At 58.5% G+C, this 15,169-nt stretch carries 16 protein-coding genes and 1 riboswitch; of the genes, 10 read left to right on the top strand and 6 right to left on the bottom strand.

The annotated features are described in order from the left end of the window. Positions 1-467: 467 nt before the first annotated feature. Complete coding sequence (locus AC13Q5_RS17800; RefSeq protein ID WP_075854068.1) at positions 468-1,109, top strand: TetR family transcriptional regulator; 642 nt, start codon at positions 468-470, stop codon at positions 1,107-1,109. A 234-nt stretch (positions 1,110-1,343) separates the two neighbouring features. Here the strand turns inward: AC13Q5_RS17800 and AC13Q5_RS17795 are convergent, their stop codons facing one another. Next, entirely contained in the window at positions 1,344-2,435 is a 1,092-nt protein-coding gene (locus tag AC13Q5_RS17795; protein WP_488502610.1) for a porin, read from the bottom strand. Positions 2,436-3,005: 570 nt separating this feature from the next. Here AC13Q5_RS17795 and AC13Q5_RS17790 point away from each other — a divergent pair. The 7 genes from AC13Q5_RS17790 to AC13Q5_RS17760 all read left to right on the top strand — a co-directional run bounded on the left by AC13Q5_RS17790 (position 3,006) and on the right by AC13Q5_RS17760 (position 8,978). After that, on the top strand, positions 3,006-3,749 hold the full coding sequence (locus AC13Q5_RS17790; protein WP_075854066.1) for a hypothetical protein: 744 nt from the start codon (positions 3,006-3,008) through the stop codon (positions 3,747-3,749). Positions 3,750-3,858: 109 nt separating this feature from the next. Continuing rightward, positions 3,859-3,991, top strand: a riboswitch (TPP riboswitch). A 92-nt stretch (positions 3,992-4,083) separates the two neighbouring features. Continuing rightward, positions 4,084-5,910, top strand: a complete 1,827-nt coding sequence (gene thiC / locus AC13Q5_RS17785; protein ID WP_488502609.1) for a phosphomethylpyrimidine synthase ThiC — start codon at positions 4,084-4,086, stop codon at positions 5,908-5,910. 1 nt (position 5,911) lies between these two features. Next, positions 5,912-6,889: a glycine oxidase ThiO gene (gene thiO / locus AC13Q5_RS17780; protein WP_488502608.1), complete on the top strand. Its 978-nt coding sequence runs from the start codon at positions 5,912-5,914 to the stop codon at positions 6,887-6,889. Then, entirely contained in the window at positions 6,880-7,077 is a 198-nt protein-coding gene (gene thiS, locus AC13Q5_RS17775) for a sulfur carrier protein ThiS (protein WP_488502607.1), read from the top strand. The genes thiO and thiS overlap by 10 nt, the downstream gene beginning before the upstream one ends. A 3-nt stretch (positions 7,078-7,080) precedes the next feature. Then, complete coding sequence (locus AC13Q5_RS17770; protein ID WP_488502606.1) at positions 7,081-7,854, top strand: thiazole synthase; 774 nt, start codon at positions 7,081-7,083, stop codon at positions 7,852-7,854. Next, positions 7,851-8,462 carry a thiamine phosphate synthase gene (locus tag AC13Q5_RS17765; RefSeq protein ID WP_488502605.1) on the top strand — a complete coding sequence of 204 codons (612 nt, stop codon included), beginning with the start codon at positions 7,851-7,853 and terminating at the stop codon, positions 8,460-8,462. Before AC13Q5_RS17770 ends, AC13Q5_RS17765 begins: the two co-directional genes overlap by 4 nt. Before the next feature lie 162 nt (positions 8,463-8,624). Next, positions 8,625-8,978, top strand: coding sequence for a hypothetical protein (locus AC13Q5_RS17760; protein ID WP_075854060.1), 354 nt, complete (start codon positions 8,625-8,627; stop codon positions 8,976-8,978). A gap of 109 nt (positions 8,979-9,087) precedes the next feature. Here AC13Q5_RS17760 and AC13Q5_RS17755 read toward each other — a convergent pair whose 3' ends face one another. Continuing rightward, positions 9,088-9,948 (bottom strand): urea carboxylase-associated family protein, encoded by an 861-nt coding sequence (locus AC13Q5_RS17755; RefSeq protein ID WP_457877606.1) that lies wholly within the window; start codon positions 9,946-9,948, stop codon positions 9,088-9,090. Positions 9,949-10,076: 128 nt separating this feature from the next. On the opposite strand from AC13Q5_RS17755, the gene AC13Q5_RS17750 reads away from it, so the two are divergent. Beyond that, positions 10,077-10,937, top strand: coding sequence for a LysR substrate-binding domain-containing protein (locus tag AC13Q5_RS17750; protein WP_488502604.1), 861 nt, complete (start codon positions 10,077-10,079; stop codon positions 10,935-10,937). Between the two features lie 41 nt (positions 10,938-10,978). Here AC13Q5_RS17750 and AC13Q5_RS17745 read toward each other — a convergent pair whose 3' ends face one another. Both AC13Q5_RS17745 and AC13Q5_RS17740 read right to left on the bottom strand, forming a co-directional pair. Beyond that, positions 10,979-11,983, bottom strand: a complete 1,005-nt coding sequence (locus AC13Q5_RS17745; protein ID WP_488502603.1) for a LacI family DNA-binding transcriptional regulator — start codon at positions 11,981-11,983, stop codon at positions 10,979-10,981. A gap of 67 nt (positions 11,984-12,050) precedes the next feature. Then, positions 12,051-12,935, bottom strand: coding sequence for a LysR substrate-binding domain-containing protein (locus AC13Q5_RS17740; RefSeq protein WP_457877609.1), 885 nt, complete (start codon positions 12,933-12,935; stop codon positions 12,051-12,053). Between the two features lie 115 nt (positions 12,936-13,050). On the opposite strand from AC13Q5_RS17740, the gene AC13Q5_RS17735 reads away from it, so the two are divergent. After that, entirely contained in the window at positions 13,051-13,236 is a 186-nt protein-coding gene (locus AC13Q5_RS17735; protein ID WP_075854056.1) for a 4-oxalocrotonate tautomerase, read from the top strand. Between the two features lie 229 nt (positions 13,237-13,465). Here AC13Q5_RS17735 and AC13Q5_RS17730 read toward each other — a convergent pair whose 3' ends face one another. After that, positions 13,466-14,497, bottom strand: coding sequence for a hypothetical protein (locus AC13Q5_RS17730; protein ID WP_488502602.1), 1,032 nt, complete (start codon positions 14,495-14,497; stop codon positions 13,466-13,468). A gap of 387 nt (positions 14,498-14,884) precedes the next feature. Then, entirely contained in the window at positions 14,885-15,151 is a 267-nt protein-coding gene (locus AC13Q5_RS17725) for a hypothetical protein (RefSeq protein ID WP_488502601.1), read from the bottom strand. Positions 15,152-15,169 lie beyond the last annotated feature (18 nt).

The following is a 15,169-nucleotide window of genomic DNA, read 5'->3' as shown; positions in this document are numbered from 1 at the left end:
CTCAGATGGCTTATGCGTACGCGACTTGAACACAATCGATGCCAGGCCCGGCCGCGTTGAGGCGGAGGCATGGCTTCGATAATCGATATGAGCGGATGGACTTGCGAATGCTCCGATCAAACGCGTCTTGCGCCCCAACTTGACCGATGCATCTTTTCCAGAGCAAGCATACCCGGGATCACCCCACCAATATGTATGTCGCCATCATGGCTATATTGGCATCTGCACATTTTCGATTTTCACTTCCCAACGTGGGGAAATTGCACAAGGAAACTTGCGCGTGGCTTATAGACGCTTGACGAACACATCCTATTGCGATTTCCTTCCTCAATTTTTAGGGAATATATAAATTCCGCCACTCTGTTGAGCATTGCTAGTATATGGGCTCCAGCACTGAGCGGCATTGATGGATAGAGAATATCAAAAAGAGGGGCACAGCTTGAACATCAGTTTCTGTGGAGAGGTGAATGAGGCGAACTAAGGAGGAGGCGGCGGAGACGAGGAACGAGATTTTGCAGTCTGCAAAGGCTCTGTTCCTTGACAAAGGCTACGAGAATGTCAGCCTCGAAGAGATAGCCGCAGCCGCCGGTGTCACGCGGGGGGCAGTGCACTGGCATTTCAAGAACAAGCAGGGGCTGATGTTCGCGATTCGCGACGAGGCCCAGCAGCCGTTTCAGGAATTGGCGGAGCGGATGTCCAAGGAGCTGCCGCCAAATCCGCTCGATCTGATCGCCGATACGATAGCTGCGATATTCGACGACGTTCACGGCGATCCGCGCAAGCGCAGCATGTTGAAGGTGATGATGCATCTCGACATGGCATTTTGCGACGGGACGACAAGCCGGGCGAGCTCGTTCAGGCATGACATGCACGAAAATTTCGAACGCATTTTCACCCTGATGGATGAAAAGACGAAACTTCCGGCTCCCTGGACGCCAGATACGGCCGCTTCCGCCTTGACAGCGGTCATCGGCGGCCTGATCACCGAATGGACGATCGATCGGGGCAGTTTCGAACTGGTCCCGTGCGGACAGATGTTCATAAAGATGGTGCTGAAGACGTGGTTCCCGCTGGCCCAGACGCAGGAGCTGGCGATTACCGCGATCTAACGATTCCGGGAAAGGCGCATAGCGGTTTTCCCTTTGGAAATTAAGAAAACCAGCGAGAGCGGTTCTAAGCGTCTGCGAGACCGAACCGATTCCTCAAAGCTTGCAAATAAAAAAGGATCCGGAGGGAAAGCCAGATCCTTTGCTTTGATCGGAGGTCAACCGATCGATGAAAGAAGCCTGACGGATTGGAACGTCAGGCTTCTCTTACCCGGCATTGAGCCGGATAATTCAATATTAGAAGGCGCGTTCGAAGCGCAGGATACCAGCCCACTGATCCTGGTTCACAGAATCGAAGTTGGTGTAGGAGACTTCCGGCTCGATGAGCAGGTTCTTAACCGGGTTCCACTTGACGTTCGTCGTAGCGGCGAAGATCTTGGAGTCGGTGTAGGCGAGCTGCAGGTTCCACTTCAGCTTTTCGTTGATCGGAACGCCAACGCCGCCCCAAACTGCCCAGTCACCCCAGCCGCACTTCGACGGATCGTTAACAGGGCAAGCCGAACGATCGAGGTTAGTGCCGGCGTACTTGTTGAGCTTGTCGCCGTTGGTGTTCCAGCCACCCATCAAGAAGGCCGAGAACGTGCCGAAGTCGGCATCGACGCGGGCCTTGACAGCGCCTTCTTCGACGATCGAGTCGTAACCGCCGACAACCTTGAAGCCCCATGCGCCAGACTTGAAGCCAGCACCGGCAACAACGTCAGGAGCGTAGTGGTTGCCCTTGTCGTCGGACCACCAGCTTGCGCCGTAGGAAGCGCCAGAACCACTGGAGTTCGAGTCTTCAACCGAGATCACAGCCGTGAAGCCGTTGCCGGCATCGTAGTTGTAGGTCAACTGGTTGAGTTCGTACGGGCCGTCATAGATCACGTCGTCGTTGATGACGTCGCCGGCATAACCGATGTAGGAGTTATACTGCGAGTCTGCCTTGCCGACGAGGAAACCACCGAGGCTGATGTTAGCGAACAGCAGCTTCGTGGAGGTGGAGTTGCCGTCGTTCCAGTCCCAACGGATGACCGTGTTGGTCTTCAGCGGGCCGTATTCGGTGTCGGTCGCGGTGTCGACGCTCAGCTCTGCACGGGTGTGCCACAGCGTACCGTTCTTGCTGTTCGGGTTGTAGGCATCGTACCACTCGCCTTCGGTACGGACGCGGCCGCCGATCTTGAGGCAGGTTTCCGTGCCCGGAATGAAGAAGTAGCCAGCACCGTATGCGTCGCAGATACGGACGTATTCCAGCGGCTCCGGCTCAGCTGCTACGATAGCATCAGCCGCGTGAGCACCGGATACTGCTGCAAGCGCAGCAGCGGAGCCGAGAAGAAGGCTCTTGATGTTCATAATTAAACTCCTGGTTGTAATATGCACTTCTATTTTACCGCGAGCGCAGAACTTGAACACTACCCAAGCGATCGGTTTGGTCAAAACACGACCGGGCAGTCCGGCAAATACGCACCTGATGTTGGCTTGAGTCCCCTCGAACCTTCATGATTACCCCCGCGGTAAAAGGTTTTGAAATGCCTCTACCGATCCGACCGATTGCTCGACCGTAAGACAACTTATGTCCTGCATTGGATTTACAAACAGCCCGTATGTTTGTCAATTATATGAAACGTGCCGAGACGTTAGTCTTGGGCGCTGTTGCTTAAATGCAACTCGCGACAGCAGGCCAAGGCGGCACCTCGCAACGATCGCAAAGAGACACCTGTTCGTGAAAGCCCCCGCCAAGCAGGATCGTCACCATATCTGGGGCCAACGCGATGTGGGCAATCGATGGCGGCACGGCTAGGACGCCTCCGCCAGTCGGCTTGAGCAAAGATCAGCAACAAATTTCAATAATTCGGTACACACAGAAATATTGAATTTCCCTAGATTCCGCCGAGTCGCGCCATCAGAGAGGGAAAATCGCGAATGAATGAGAATCGGCTGATCTTCATAGCGACCCCTTGCTTCGGTGGCCTCGTTACCAAGGACTATATGCAGTCCATTTTTTCCCTGATGCAGACCGGAGCACAGGCAGGCATACAACTAACCCTAGCTCTGCTCGGCAATGACGCCCTGATCACCCGCAGCCGCAACACGCTTGTTTCGTCCTTCCTGAACGACACGACAGCAACCCATATGCTCTTCATCGACGCCGACATCAGCTTCGAGCCCGATCAGGTCATGAGGCTGCTGGACGCCGACAAGGATGTCGTCGCCGCCATGTATCCGATCAAGGATTATGATTGGGAGACGGCGGCCCGCATCAATTCACCAAACGGCGAAACCCTTGCGGCCGCCGCACTTCATTATGTCGGAACCCCGCTTGTCGGCCAGATTGCCGAGCGTGAAGGCGATTTCGTCAGCGCCGTCTATGCAGGGACGGGCATGCTTCTAATCAAGCGCAACGTCATCGAGAGAATGATCGCCGCCTATCCCGAACTGCGCTACAACGCAATCCACGCCTATCCCAGCACAAAACGTTCGCCGAGCACGCAATATGCCCTATTCGAATGCATGGTCGAGGAAGGAACGGGAATTTATCTCAGCGAGGATTTTGCCTTCTGTCACCGCTGGCGAGCGCTTGGCGGCAAGATCTGGCTCGATACCGCCAGCAAGCTTTCCCATACCGGCCCTCATCGCTTCGTCGGCAATACCGCACCACGCTACTAAAAAGCACGCAAAGGTTGTGATCAACTAGAGGCGGCAGCGCTCAATCTCCCGAACGATGCGACCATCGCTGTGGGGTTGACAGAGGATAACAGTAAGGCATAGCCTTTTCGACATTCACCAGGGGGGTCCCGGCAAGGGGCTGAGATACTGCTGAACAATGCGGCTTTGCCGATTGTGGGCGCAGTGACCCGTTGAACCTGATCCAGTTCATACTGGCGTAGGGACGGTGCAAGCGCTCGAAGGCTACGGATTCCTGCGTGGATTCCATGCCGGCGTCTTTCCATCATTCCGGCTGATTGACTGGGTCTCCAACTGCAACTTGGAGCCTCAAACCATGAACATTGCCGCAAAGAATCTCACCCCGACCGTCACCACAGGCCCGCTGCCGGCGTCGCGCAAGATCTATGTCCCCGGGGACATTCACACAGACATCCGCGTGCCGATGCGCGAAATCAGCGTCCATCCGACATCGGGCGAGCCGCCCGTCATTGTCTACGATTCCTCCGGTCCCTATACGATCGACGGCGCCGATATCCGCATCGAACAGGGCCTGTCGCAGCTTCGCCGTGACTGGGTGCTCGCGCGCGGTGATGTCGAGGCCTATGGGGGCCGCCATGTGCGCCCCGAAGACAACGGCTTTGTGACTGGCGATCGACTGACGCCGGAATTTCCCGCCAAGCTCCAGCCGCTGCGGGCAAAGGACGGCAAAGCGGTCACACAGCTCGCCTATGCGCGGGCCGGCATCATCACGCCCGAGATGGAATTCATCGCCATCCGCGAGAATCTCGGCCGCAAGGCGAAAGCCGAAGCGCTGATTCGCGACGGCGAGAGTTTTGGCGCTCATATTCCCGACCATGTCACGCCGGAGTTCGTTCGCCAGGAGGTTGCCGCCGGACGTGCGATCATCCCGGCCAACATCAATCACCCCGAAAGCGAGCCGATGATCATCGGCCGGAACTTCCTGGTGAAGATCAACGCCAATATCGGCAATTCCGCCGTTACCTCCTCGATGGCGGAAGAGGTCGAGAAGATGGTCTGGGCCGCCCGCTGGGGTGCCGACACCGTCATGGATCTCTCGACCGGCCGCAATATCCACAACATCCGCGAATGGATCATCCGCAATTCCCCGCTGCCGATCGGTACGGTGCCGCTCTATCAGGCGCTGGAAAAGGTCGGCGGCATTGCCGAGGAACTGACCTGGGAGGTCTATCGCGACACGCTGATCGAGCAGGCCGAACAGGGCGTCGACTATTTCACCATCCATGCCGGCGTGCGGCTGCATTACATTCCGCTCACCGTCAATCGTGTCACCGGCATCGTCTCGCGCGGCGGCTCGATCATGGCCAAGTGGTGTCTTCATCACCATCGCGAGAGCTTCCTTTACGAGCATTTCGAGGAAATCTGCGATATCTGCCGCGCCTATGACGTCTCCTTCTCGCTCGGTGACGGTCTGCGCCCCGGCTCGATCGCCGACGCCAACGACGCCGCGCAATTTGCCGAACTCGAAACGCTTGGCGAGTTGACGAAGATCGCCTGGGCAAAAGATTGCCAGGTGATGATCGAGGGCCCCGGCCATGTGCCGATGCACAAGATCAAGGAAAACATGGACAAGCAGCTCGCCGTCTGCGGCGAAGCGCCCTTCTACACGCTGGGACCGCTGACGACGGATATCGCACCGGGCTACGACCACATTACCTCCGGCATCGGTGCCGCCATGATCGGCTGGTTCGGCACGGCGATGCTCTGCTACGTCACCCCGAAGGAGCATCTCGGCCTGCCCGACCGCAACGACGTCAAGACCGGCGTCATCACCTACAAGATCGCAGCCCATGCAGCCGATCTCGCCAAGGGTCATCCGGCCGCCCAGGTGCGTGACGACGCCCTGTCGCGCGCCCGGTTCGAGTTCCGCTGGGAGGATCAGTTCAACCTGTCGCTCGACCCGGACACCGCCCGCAGCTTCCATGACGAGACCCTGCCGAAGGAAGCCCACAAGGTGGCGCATTTCTGCTCGATGTGCGGTCCGAAATTCTGCTCGATGCGGATTTCACACGACATTCGCGCCGAAGCGCAGAAGGAAGGGCTGGAAGCCATGGCAGCCAAATATCGGGAGGGCGGAGACCTCTATATGCCGGTCGACACCACCACCCACCCGGCCGAGTGACATGCGCGTTCTCGTCAAAGGGGCCGGCGTTGCCGGCCTCACGGTTGCCCACGAACTGATGCGGCACGGGGCTGAAGTCACAATTTCGGACCCAAGCCGCAACTTCGGCCGTGCCGCCTCCTGGCTCGCCGGCGGGATGCTCGCGCCATGGTGCGAGCGCGAAAGCGCCGATGCAGCCGTGCTGGAGCGCGGCCGCGATGCTGCCGAGCGATGGGAGGCGATTCTACCCGGCAAGGTCGTCCGCAACGGAACCCTCGTCGTCGCGCCGAACCGCGACCAGAACGAGCTGAAGCGATTCGCCAGCCGCACGACTGGCTATCGCTGGGTGGACGAAGGAGAAATCGCCGCCCTTGAGCCGTCGCTTGCCGGCCGTTTTCGGCACGGCCTGTTCTTTCCGCAGGAGGCGCATCTCGATCCCCGCAAGGTTCTGCAATCGCTGAAGGACGATCTGTCTGCGAAAGGCGTCATCTTTATCGACGAGCTGGCGGACGACGGCGAATTCTTTGACGTCGTTGACTGCACGGGCGGCGCCCGCCTCGGCCGCAGCCCGGATCTGCGCGGCGTGCGCGGCGAAATGCTTTACCTGCAGAGCGAGGAGGTCTCGCTTTCGCGGCCCGTCCGCCTGCTGCATCCACGCTTTCCCGTCTATATCGTGCCACGCGGCAAGGGCCTGTTCATGGTCGGCGCGACGATGATCGAGACCGACTTCAAAGGGCCGATCACCGCCCGCTCGCTGATGGAGTTGCTGAACGCAGCCTATTCAGTGCATCCGGCCTTTGCCGATGCCGCCGTTGCCGAAACCGGCGTCGGTATCCGCCCTGCCTTTCCGGACAATCTTCCCCGCGTGACACGGGAGGGAAGAACCGTATTCGTCAACGGCCTCTATCGCCACGGCTTCCTGCTCGCGCCAGCGATGGCCGAAGAAGCCGCCGATCTCATCTTTTCCGGACACAACACCAGGAGCCGCCAATGCGCCTGATCATCAATGGCGAAGCCCAGATTGTCGAAGCAACCACGCTTTCGCAGCTTCTCACCGCGCTCGAATATGAGGGTGAGTGGCTGGCAACCGCCGTCAACGGCGAGCTCGTCCATAACGACGAGCGCAACGGCCATACTCTGGCCGATAATGACCGGATCGAAATCCTCACGCCAATGCAGGGAGGCTGACCCATGCTCGAACTTTACGGAACCCAAATCGCATCGCGCCTTCTTCTCGGCACGGCACGCTACCCCTCTCCGGCGGTGCTGGCGGAAGCTGTCAAGCGTTCGCAAACCGGCATCGTGACCGTGTCGCTACGACGGGAAACGGCCGGCGGGCGCAATGGCGGGGCATTCTTCGAGATGATTCGCGGGCTCGGCGTTCGCGTCCTTCCCAATACCGCCGGCTGCCACGGCGTTTCCGAGGCAGTGCTAACGGCGAAAATGGCGCGCGAAGTCTTCCGGACCAACTGGATCAAGCTAGAGGTGATCGGCAACCACGATACGCTGCAGCCCGATGTCTTCGCGCTGGTGGAATCAGCAAAAATCCTCACCGATGAAGGATTCGAGGTCTTCCCTTACACGACGGACGATCTCGTCGTCGCCGAACGACTGCTGGAAGCCGGATGCAAGGTGCTGATGCCCTGGTGCGCGCCGATCGGAACGGCAGCGGGACCGCTCAATCTCTCAGCTCTACGCTCGATGCGGGCACATTTTCCCGAGGTGCCGCTGATTGTGGATGCCGGCATCGGCAGGCCGTCGCACGCGACCACCGTCATGGAACTAGGTTTCGATGCCGTACTCTTGAACACAGCCGTTGCCGGCGCCGGCGATCCGGCGGCGATGGCGGAAGCTTTCGCCAGGGCGATTGATGCCGGCAGGCAGGCATTTGGCGCTGGCATGCTGGAACCGCGCGACATGGCCGTGCCATCGACACCCGTCATTGGAAAGGCAGTTTTCTCATGATGTTGGACCCATTCTATCTGATCATCGATAGCGCCGCTTGGATAAGGCGGCTCGTGCCGCTCGGCGTCAAACTGGTGCAGTTGCGTATCAAAGATCGCTCAACGCCTGAGATCCGAGCGGAAATTCGCGAATCGAAGGCAATTTGCGCCGCGCATGAGTGCCAATTGATCGTCAATGACTATTGGCAGCTGGCGATCGAGGAAGGCTGCGATTTCATCCATCTCGGCCAGGAGGATCTCGCTACCGCCGACCTCACTGCTATTCGTGCAGCCGGATTGAAGCTTGGGCTGTCGACGCACGACCAGGCGGAATTGGCAACGGCGCTTGCTGCCGAACCCGATTACATAGCGCTTGGACCGATCTATCCGACCATTCTCAAGGCCATGCCCTGGGCACCACAGGGGCTGGAGCGCATCGGCCAGTGGAAGGCCCGCATCGGCAATATGCCGCTCGTGGCGATCGGCGGCCTGAGCGTCGAACGCCTTGCCGGTGTATTCGGGCACGGCGCCGACATTGCCGCCGTCGTGACCGACATCACGCGTAATCCTGACCCCGAATCGCGAACACGCGAATGGATCGAAGCGACGCGACGAGTGCCTTCAAATTGACAAGATCACCCCATCAGAGGCCATTGAGACGCGCGATTTTGCCGTCTATCGCATGATGAACGGCGCATTCATAAAATATTCAGCTGAACATAATCATGCTTAATACGTTGATTAGATGACTCGCGCATTTCGCTGAGCACAAAGGCTGCTTTGGAGGTAGTCATGATAAAGAAGACGGTTCTTACGGTTATGCTGGCCGCTGCAGTGGTAGGCGGCGCATTGGCGCCAGTCACCAACGCACAGGCGCAGTATTACGACGGCCGCGGTCCCTATCGCGGCGACTGGCGTGGCCATGACGATTGGCGTCGCCATCATCACCATGGCAATGGCGGCGCGATCGCCGGCGGTGTTGCCGCGGGTCTCCTCGGCGGCCTGATCGTTGGCGGCGCCCTTGCCAACAGGGGTCCGGTGTACGAAGTAGCGCCGCCGCCACCGAGATGCTGGTTCGAAAGCCGCCAGGTCGAGAACCAGTATGACGACGGTTGGCATTACGAGCGCGTTCGCGTTTGTAACTAACAAATCAGTCGAGCCTCGCCCTCGTGCGCTTGGCTTGATGGATGCTTTTTGCATTGCCGGCGGAGAACACCGCCGGCAATGTTTTTTTGAAAGCCGCCGATGACCGAGCTTACAGGCCGTGCGTCCTCGGATAGGCATTGCGTTCCGGGAATATTCGCCCAACAAGGCTTTCAGGCTCGGGCCGCCAGATTTCGACCAGCAACGGATAACAGGGCACCGTATCGCTCGAGTGCTCGCTGCCACAATCACCACCTGGGCAGGCTGAAAGCGCGCCGAGAAGATCGATCTCAGCAAAGAACTCAATGAAATCGCCCGGCCGCACCGGGCTTGCCTTCATGAAATATTGGTGGGTATCGCGGGTAAAGCCGGTGCACATGAAGACGTTCAGCACATCGTGAACATGGAATTCCGCCTCCTGAACGGAGATATCCATTTCCTTGGCAAGCGCGCGCGACAGGTTCGAATGGCAGCAATGATGATAATCATCGCCCTTCAGGAGTCGATTCGTGTAGGGATCGCAGCGCGTACCGATGACGTCGTGAACGCCGGCCCCATCCGCGTCCCAGCCATACCAGCCGAGCGTATCATGGGTTATCGTTGCCATTGACCGCAGATAAGGCAACGTGCTCCACAGCCGATCGCCGACACCGACATGGGTTGCGTGCAGCGCGCGCGTCTTGCCGCTGAAGAATCGCTCCGAGAGATCAGCCGCATTCCACAGATTGAGATCGCCTACCTGTGATCCCTCCACGCTGACAATGCGGAAGAAATGTCCCTTCGGCACGCGAAAACTACCGCCTTCGCGCGGGGCCACGATGATTTCGGCCGTTTTCGTCATGGTTTGCCTTGCCGCTTGCAGCACATCCATGTCGGCCGGCGGTAGCGTCCCGTTCGGATAGACGACAACGGGTGGCTTGCCGCGCCGCTCCTCGGCATCAGCGGGAACGGGCATATCGAAACTACTGCTCATGATGACTTTTCATTCCTCACCGATTTAGGGCCGAGACATTCATTATGGCAGCACTGTAAGGATATCAGGCCCCTGCGCAACGGTGATCGGGCTTGCGCTTTGGCTAAGTCTTACTTAGCCTTATGGACATGCAACATGTCCCGCTTGCCTCCCTTCGAGCCTTCGAGGCCGCCATTCGTCATGAGAGTTTCGCCAAGGCGGCTGCTGAACTCAATCTCACCGCCGCGGGCGTGAGCCAGCATGTGCGTGCGCTGGAGGAATGGCTCGGTATCAAGCTCTTTACGCGTCATGCCCGCGGTGTCACGGCGACGATAGCCGGTCGCGAATTAGGAGCGGTGGTTGCAAGCGGTCTCGGACAAATCGACATCGCCGCCCGGCAGTTGCGGCTTGCCGGCACCAACCGGCCTGTCAGCGTGGCGTGTATTGCTTCCGTCGCCACCCGTTGGCTGATACCGCGGCTGCAGGCGTTCAAGAAGCAATACCCCGAAATTCAGATCAATATCGTCTATGCACTCGATGCGAGGACGCCGGAGGCGGCAAGCGTCGATCTGTTGATCCGCCATGGACCAAGGCCGGCGGTCAATGCGGTTTCCCTATTGCCCGCCGAAACGCGGCCAACCTGCTCTGCGGAGTACGAGCGTCGTCACGGACCGATCAGAAGGCCGGCCGATCTTCTCGATCTCGACCTCCTGCATGATGAAACGACGGCCGCCTGGACACAATGGTTTGCGCTTGAGAATATCCGCCGGCCTCTGAAACCCGGTCCGATCTTTGCCGATTTCGGATTGATGATCGGATCCGTGATCGGCGGGCAGGGCATCGGGCTCTGCCCGACGGCCTTGATCTCAGACGAACTCACCAATGGCACATTGGTTACCCTGTCCGACACGTCATTGGATACCGACAAAAGCTACTGGCTGCTGTCGGCCGACCGCCTTTCCAGCGAAGCGGAGATATTTCGCGACTGGCTGATTTCCGTTAGCAAATAGGCTGCGAAGGGCGCGAAATCCGGGGCTGTGGCAAACCTGTGTCAAAGGTTTTCGGCGGTAACCGTCAGAAAACGGACTGGCTCAGGGTCGATATCGGTATCGATCAGACCCAGTCGCTTCAGCGTCAGATCGATGGCACGGCGCGCCTGAACCTCCGGAGCCTGGTCAAGAACGATGGTCATCAGGCCTTCTTTGAGATAGGCGCGCGTCACATCGGACAATTCATGTCCAACCCAGAAGACCGGCCGCCGACGATACCGGCGCAAAACGGTCGCGATCGCTGCATTGTCGCCGCCGGCGCTATAGAGGCCGGCAATGTCGGGATATCTGGCGAAGGCGCTCGTCAGCAGCTCGATCGTCTTCATTTCATCGTCCTCGTCGAACATGACTTCGACGAAACGATGCAAGGGGTTCGCATGATCGCGCAGATAGTTGGAAAAGCCGCGGATGCGTGCCTTGTGGTTCTCATAAGCGCCGCTGTGGCAGAGCGCGACGAACGTGCCTGAGATATCCGCCTGCATGCGCGCCATGTAGAAGGCAGCAGTGCGACCGGCCGCTTCATTGTCGATACCGACATAAGGCAGTTCCAGCGCTGGCCGCGTCATGATCTGGACGACAGGTGTGCCGCCGCTGGCAGCCTTGCGGACGCTGCCGACCACATCGGGGTGATCGGGCGCGACGACGATCAAGGCGGAGCGCCGTGCCTGTGGATTGGCGATGTGGCGCGAGAAGTCGGCGGGATCGTCTTCCCTGGCGAAGGTCCGCTGGATCTGGATATCTTTGTCGAGCAGGGCAGCGATACGCTCGAAAGCGCGATTGAGCCTCGAGTAGAAATAGGTCTCAGGTCGAAGCAACACGACTTCGATCCGCACCAGACCATGCCTTGCTCCGGCAATCGGCGTACGATAGCCGAGCCGCTTGGCCGCGATGAATATCTTTTCCGCCGTCTCCGGCAAAACATTGCCGCGGCCGTTGAGCGCACGCTCGACGGTGGCTGCTCCCACACCTGCCGCAGCCGCCACATCCTTCAACGTGACCTTGACCATGTTCTCCTCACCCAAGCCAATGATCAGTTTTGATCATGGATTCGCATCCGATGAAAGAGGAGAGATGTCAGCCAAAGCGAGCAACGAGAAAATCGATGGCGCTACGCAACATGGCTGTCGGGCGCCGATCCGGCGCATAGACCAGATGCATCGGTGTCGGCTTGTATGACCAGAGAGGCAATACCGCCTCAAGCCGGCCGGCATCGAGATCGGCAGCCAAAAGCAGTTCCGGCTGCAACGCGATACCTGCTCCGTGCAGGGCGGCAACGCGCAGAGCTCCCCCCTGGTTGGTGGTAAACCTGCCCTTGATGGCGACCTCGCGGGTTTCTCCTTCCGGGCCGACCAGATGCCAGCGGCCTTGCAGACGCCAATAGGAATGGCCGAGACACATGTGATTGACGAGATCCTCGGGGATCTGCGGCCTGCCACAGCGGTCCAGATAATCCGGCGATGCCGCGAGCACGCGCCGATAAGGCTTCAGCGGACGAGCCACGAGGTTGGTGTCCGTCAGATCGCCGATGTGGATACCGAGTTCGTAGCCTTCGCCGATCAGATCATGCGGATTATTGTCGAGCGCCAGGTCGACGCTCACGTCAAGATTCTGATGCAGATAGTCGACGAGCGCCGGCACGAGGCTTTGCGTCCCGAAACTGACGGGGGCGACGAGCCGCAGGCGCCCGCGCGGCGCTGATTGCAGTTCGGATGCCGATTGCTCGGCAAGCTCCACTTCCGCCAGTACCGTCTTGCAGCGCTCGTAATAAAGTTTGCCGACCTCGGTCAGTTGATGACGGCGTGTGGTGCGGTGAAGCAGGCGTGCGCCGAGCCGTTGTTCGATCGTCCTGATATGTTTGGCGACCATAGCTGACGACACCAGGCTGATGTCGGCAGCGGCGGCAAAACTGCCCTGCTCGACCACTCTGACGAACATGGCCATCCCTGCCAACTTGTCCATGATTGCATACCTATAGGTTCGGAATGAAGCAAATAGGAGCGTATTTATCGCCAGTTGGTTTTGCAAGATAGTCCGGGACGCCTGATGTCAGGCGATAGTCTCTCAAGGAGTTACCATGCCCATCCTGCGCTTGGAAATGCATCCTGGCCGTACACAGGACCAGAAGCGCGCTTTCGTTCGCGAAGCAACGAAGGCCGCTGTCGAAACACTCGCTTGCCCGCCGGAATCGGTCGAAATCATCATCACCGAGATTTCGAAGGAGTTCTGGGCAACAGCAGGAAAGCTGAAATCGGATAGCTGAAACGACCCGATTTCAAGCTCGTGACCTGGCGGTTGTCATTCGACCGCCAGGTCACGTACGGGGTGAGATTCTACCGCCTCCAGCCTCGAGACCCAATTCATCATGCGCGCCATCTCCTGCATGAGAACACGCGACGAATGATATCAGCAGCATGATTCAGATTGGGGCGTGGATTGCAGAATGCGCCGACGCCTCACTGATGGAAGTTTCGCCTGCTTTCGGGCGAAAGTCACACGTCAGACGATTCCTCCAGGAAAGCATCCAGCGGTATTGGCCCATATCGCAGCTGGACCCCTTTTGTATTGCGTACCGCGTGCATGTAGCAACCATCGTTGGCATTGTGCGTCTTGCATATGGGAAAAATGAAAACCCTTGCACCATTTGGTTCGTCTAGTGCCTCCCTTCCCGGAATCACATGCCCGCCAACAAGACTACCGTGGCAGTCACGGCGCTGGTTGCTGAACCAATTATGAGATGTGCAACGTTCGGGTCTTTCTCCCCTGTTGCATTTTTCTTTCCACAAACGGATCCACGAGGACCTCCCCACCTTTGGGTCGCGCGTACTGCCGATGACGTTGGCGAAGTTACGACGCGCTCGCCAGGTGACGACACCGACGTAGGTGGAGGATATGATGGCCTGCATCTCGGCAATCTCCGCAACCTTATCGGTGATGGCCTCCGTCGTGACCGGCCTGCCATACATGCGCTCGTAGTCGGCGAGATTGTCGAGAGTAACGATCGGGGCTGTCCCGAGTTCGGAGACGCTGTCCACACCACACTCGATAGCGGCATCGACCAACAGGTCATTGCAGCGATGGGCCGTCTCCCGCAGCATCTGATCGAGCAGTGGCGTTTTCGCGACATGATCTGCCCAGATGTTGGTGATGGGATGGTTGATGCCGACATCGTTCGGGGTCGTGTGAAACTCCGGTCGCTGTGTGCCGCTGGAGAGCTGCTTGGCGTCGCTGTGCAGAAATGTCGTGATCTGGAGCTGATCGCGCGTGCGATCATCATTTCCATGAATGGTGAGTTCATTCTCGCTGCGGTTATAGTCATAGCTAAAGCGAACTTGCGCCATCACCGGCAAACCATTGAATGTACCGATCGGTTCCGGTTCACTCACAGCGGTTTTGGGGCCGCCGCCAAGATCGAGGGTCAACGCGACGCTGCAATCCTGTAGTTGCATGCTAGTATCATGGAATGAACTCGCGAGCGGCATTCTGACGACAAGCGACAGAGGCGCATAATTCTGCTCGGCCATCTCAATAACCTCCGCAAGGATTGTCCGTTTCGCGGGAATGATTGATAGGGCTGAACCTGGTGTCTTCAGGCATCGTCATGAATATGAGCTCCCAGTGTGTTTGAGACCTTTGGCCATCGCCAACACTGGAATTCTATCGATTGTCGTCTAGGCTTGCCTTTGCGCGAATACCTGAATTCTTTGCGACCAACATTTTGTCGGGCCACTTGCGGCGTTGTCCGGTCGGGACGAGAGCTGCCACCGAAACGCTCGTCCGCCCACCGGAATCGGCGGGAATCGTCATCAACGAGATTTCGAAGAAGTCCTTGGCGACGGCCGGAAAGCTGAAATCGGATAACTGAAACGACCCGATCTCATGATCGTGGCCTGGCGGTTCTTGTTCGACCGTCAGGCCTCGCCTGGCGCTAGGCTCTGCCGCCCCCAGGCCTCGGCCCACTCCATCAGACGCGCCATCTCCTGCTTGAGAGCGTGGGAACGGATGATATCGGCAGCGTGGTTCTGGTTGGTGCGCGGATTATAGAATGCGCCGATCTCTTCGCCGCTCTCCCGCCTTGCCGCCTCCAGGCGGTTTCTGACATCCTCGACTTCGGCCTTCACCGCAAAGTACCGCTTCATGACCTCGACAAGATCGCGGTCGTTGGCATTGGTCTCCATGCGTACTCCATCTTACTT

It is taken from the genome of Martinezella sp. CNPSo 3964, assembly GCF_057784375.1.
The sequence above is the reverse complement of the archived record's forward strand: the minus strand, read 5'-3'. Positions and strand labels throughout refer to the sequence as shown.

What these genes read in the sequence shown, in the direction of transcription:
- AC13Q5_RS17755 (WP_457877606.1), bottom strand. Translation starts at nt 9,948, where the DNA reads ATGAGCAGTAGTTTCGATATGCCCGTTCCCGCTGATGCCGAGGAGCGG.
- AC13Q5_RS17765 (WP_488502605.1), top strand. Translation starts at nt 7,851, where the DNA reads ATGATGTTGGACCCATTCTATCTGATCATCGATAGCGCCGCTTGGATA.
- AC13Q5_RS17750 (WP_488502604.1), top strand. Translation starts at nt 10,077, where the DNA reads ATGCAACATGTCCCGCTTGCCTCCCTTCGAGCCTTCGAGGCCGCCATT.
- AC13Q5_RS17740 (WP_457877609.1), bottom strand. Translation starts at nt 12,935, where the DNA reads ATGGACAAGTTGGCAGGGATGGCCATGTTCGTCAGAGTGGTCGAGCAG.
- AC13Q5_RS17770 (WP_488502606.1), top strand. Translation starts at nt 7,081, where the DNA reads ATGCTCGAACTTTACGGAACCCAAATCGCATCGCGCCTTCTTCTCGGC.
- AC13Q5_RS17725 (WP_488502601.1), bottom strand. Translation starts at nt 15,151, where the DNA reads ATGGAGACCAATGCCAACGACCGCGATCTTGTCGAGGTCATGAAGCGG.
- AC13Q5_RS17795 (WP_488502610.1), bottom strand. Translation starts at nt 2,435, where the DNA reads ATGAACATCAAGAGCCTTCTTCTCGGCTCCGCTGCTGCGCTTGCAGCA.
- thiO (WP_488502608.1), top strand. Translation starts at nt 5,912, where the DNA reads ATGCGCGTTCTCGTCAAAGGGGCCGGCGTTGCCGGCCTCACGGTTGCC.
- thiS (WP_488502607.1), top strand. Translation starts at nt 6,880, where the DNA reads ATGCGCCTGATCATCAATGGCGAAGCCCAGATTGTCGAAGCAACCACG.
- AC13Q5_RS17760 (WP_075854060.1), top strand. Translation starts at nt 8,625, where the DNA reads ATGATAAAGAAGACGGTTCTTACGGTTATGCTGGCCGCTGCAGTGGTA.
- AC13Q5_RS17730 (WP_488502602.1), bottom strand. Translation starts at nt 14,497, where the DNA reads ATGGCCGAGCAGAATTATGCGCCTCTGTCGCTTGTCGTCAGAATGCCG.
- thiC (WP_488502609.1), top strand. Translation starts at nt 4,084, where the DNA reads ATGAACATTGCCGCAAAGAATCTCACCCCGACCGTCACCACAGGCCCG.
- AC13Q5_RS17745 (WP_488502603.1), bottom strand. Translation starts at nt 11,983, where the DNA reads ATGGTCAAGGTCACGTTGAAGGATGTGGCGGCTGCGGCAGGTGTGGGA.
- AC13Q5_RS17800 (WP_075854068.1), top strand. Translation starts at nt 468, where the DNA reads ATGAGGCGAACTAAGGAGGAGGCGGCGGAGACGAGGAACGAGATTTTG.
- AC13Q5_RS17790 (WP_075854066.1), top strand. Translation starts at nt 3,006, where the DNA reads ATGAATGAGAATCGGCTGATCTTCATAGCGACCCCTTGCTTCGGTGGC.
- AC13Q5_RS17735 (WP_075854056.1), top strand. Translation starts at nt 13,051, where the DNA reads ATGCCCATCCTGCGCTTGGAAATGCATCCTGGCCGTACACAGGACCAG.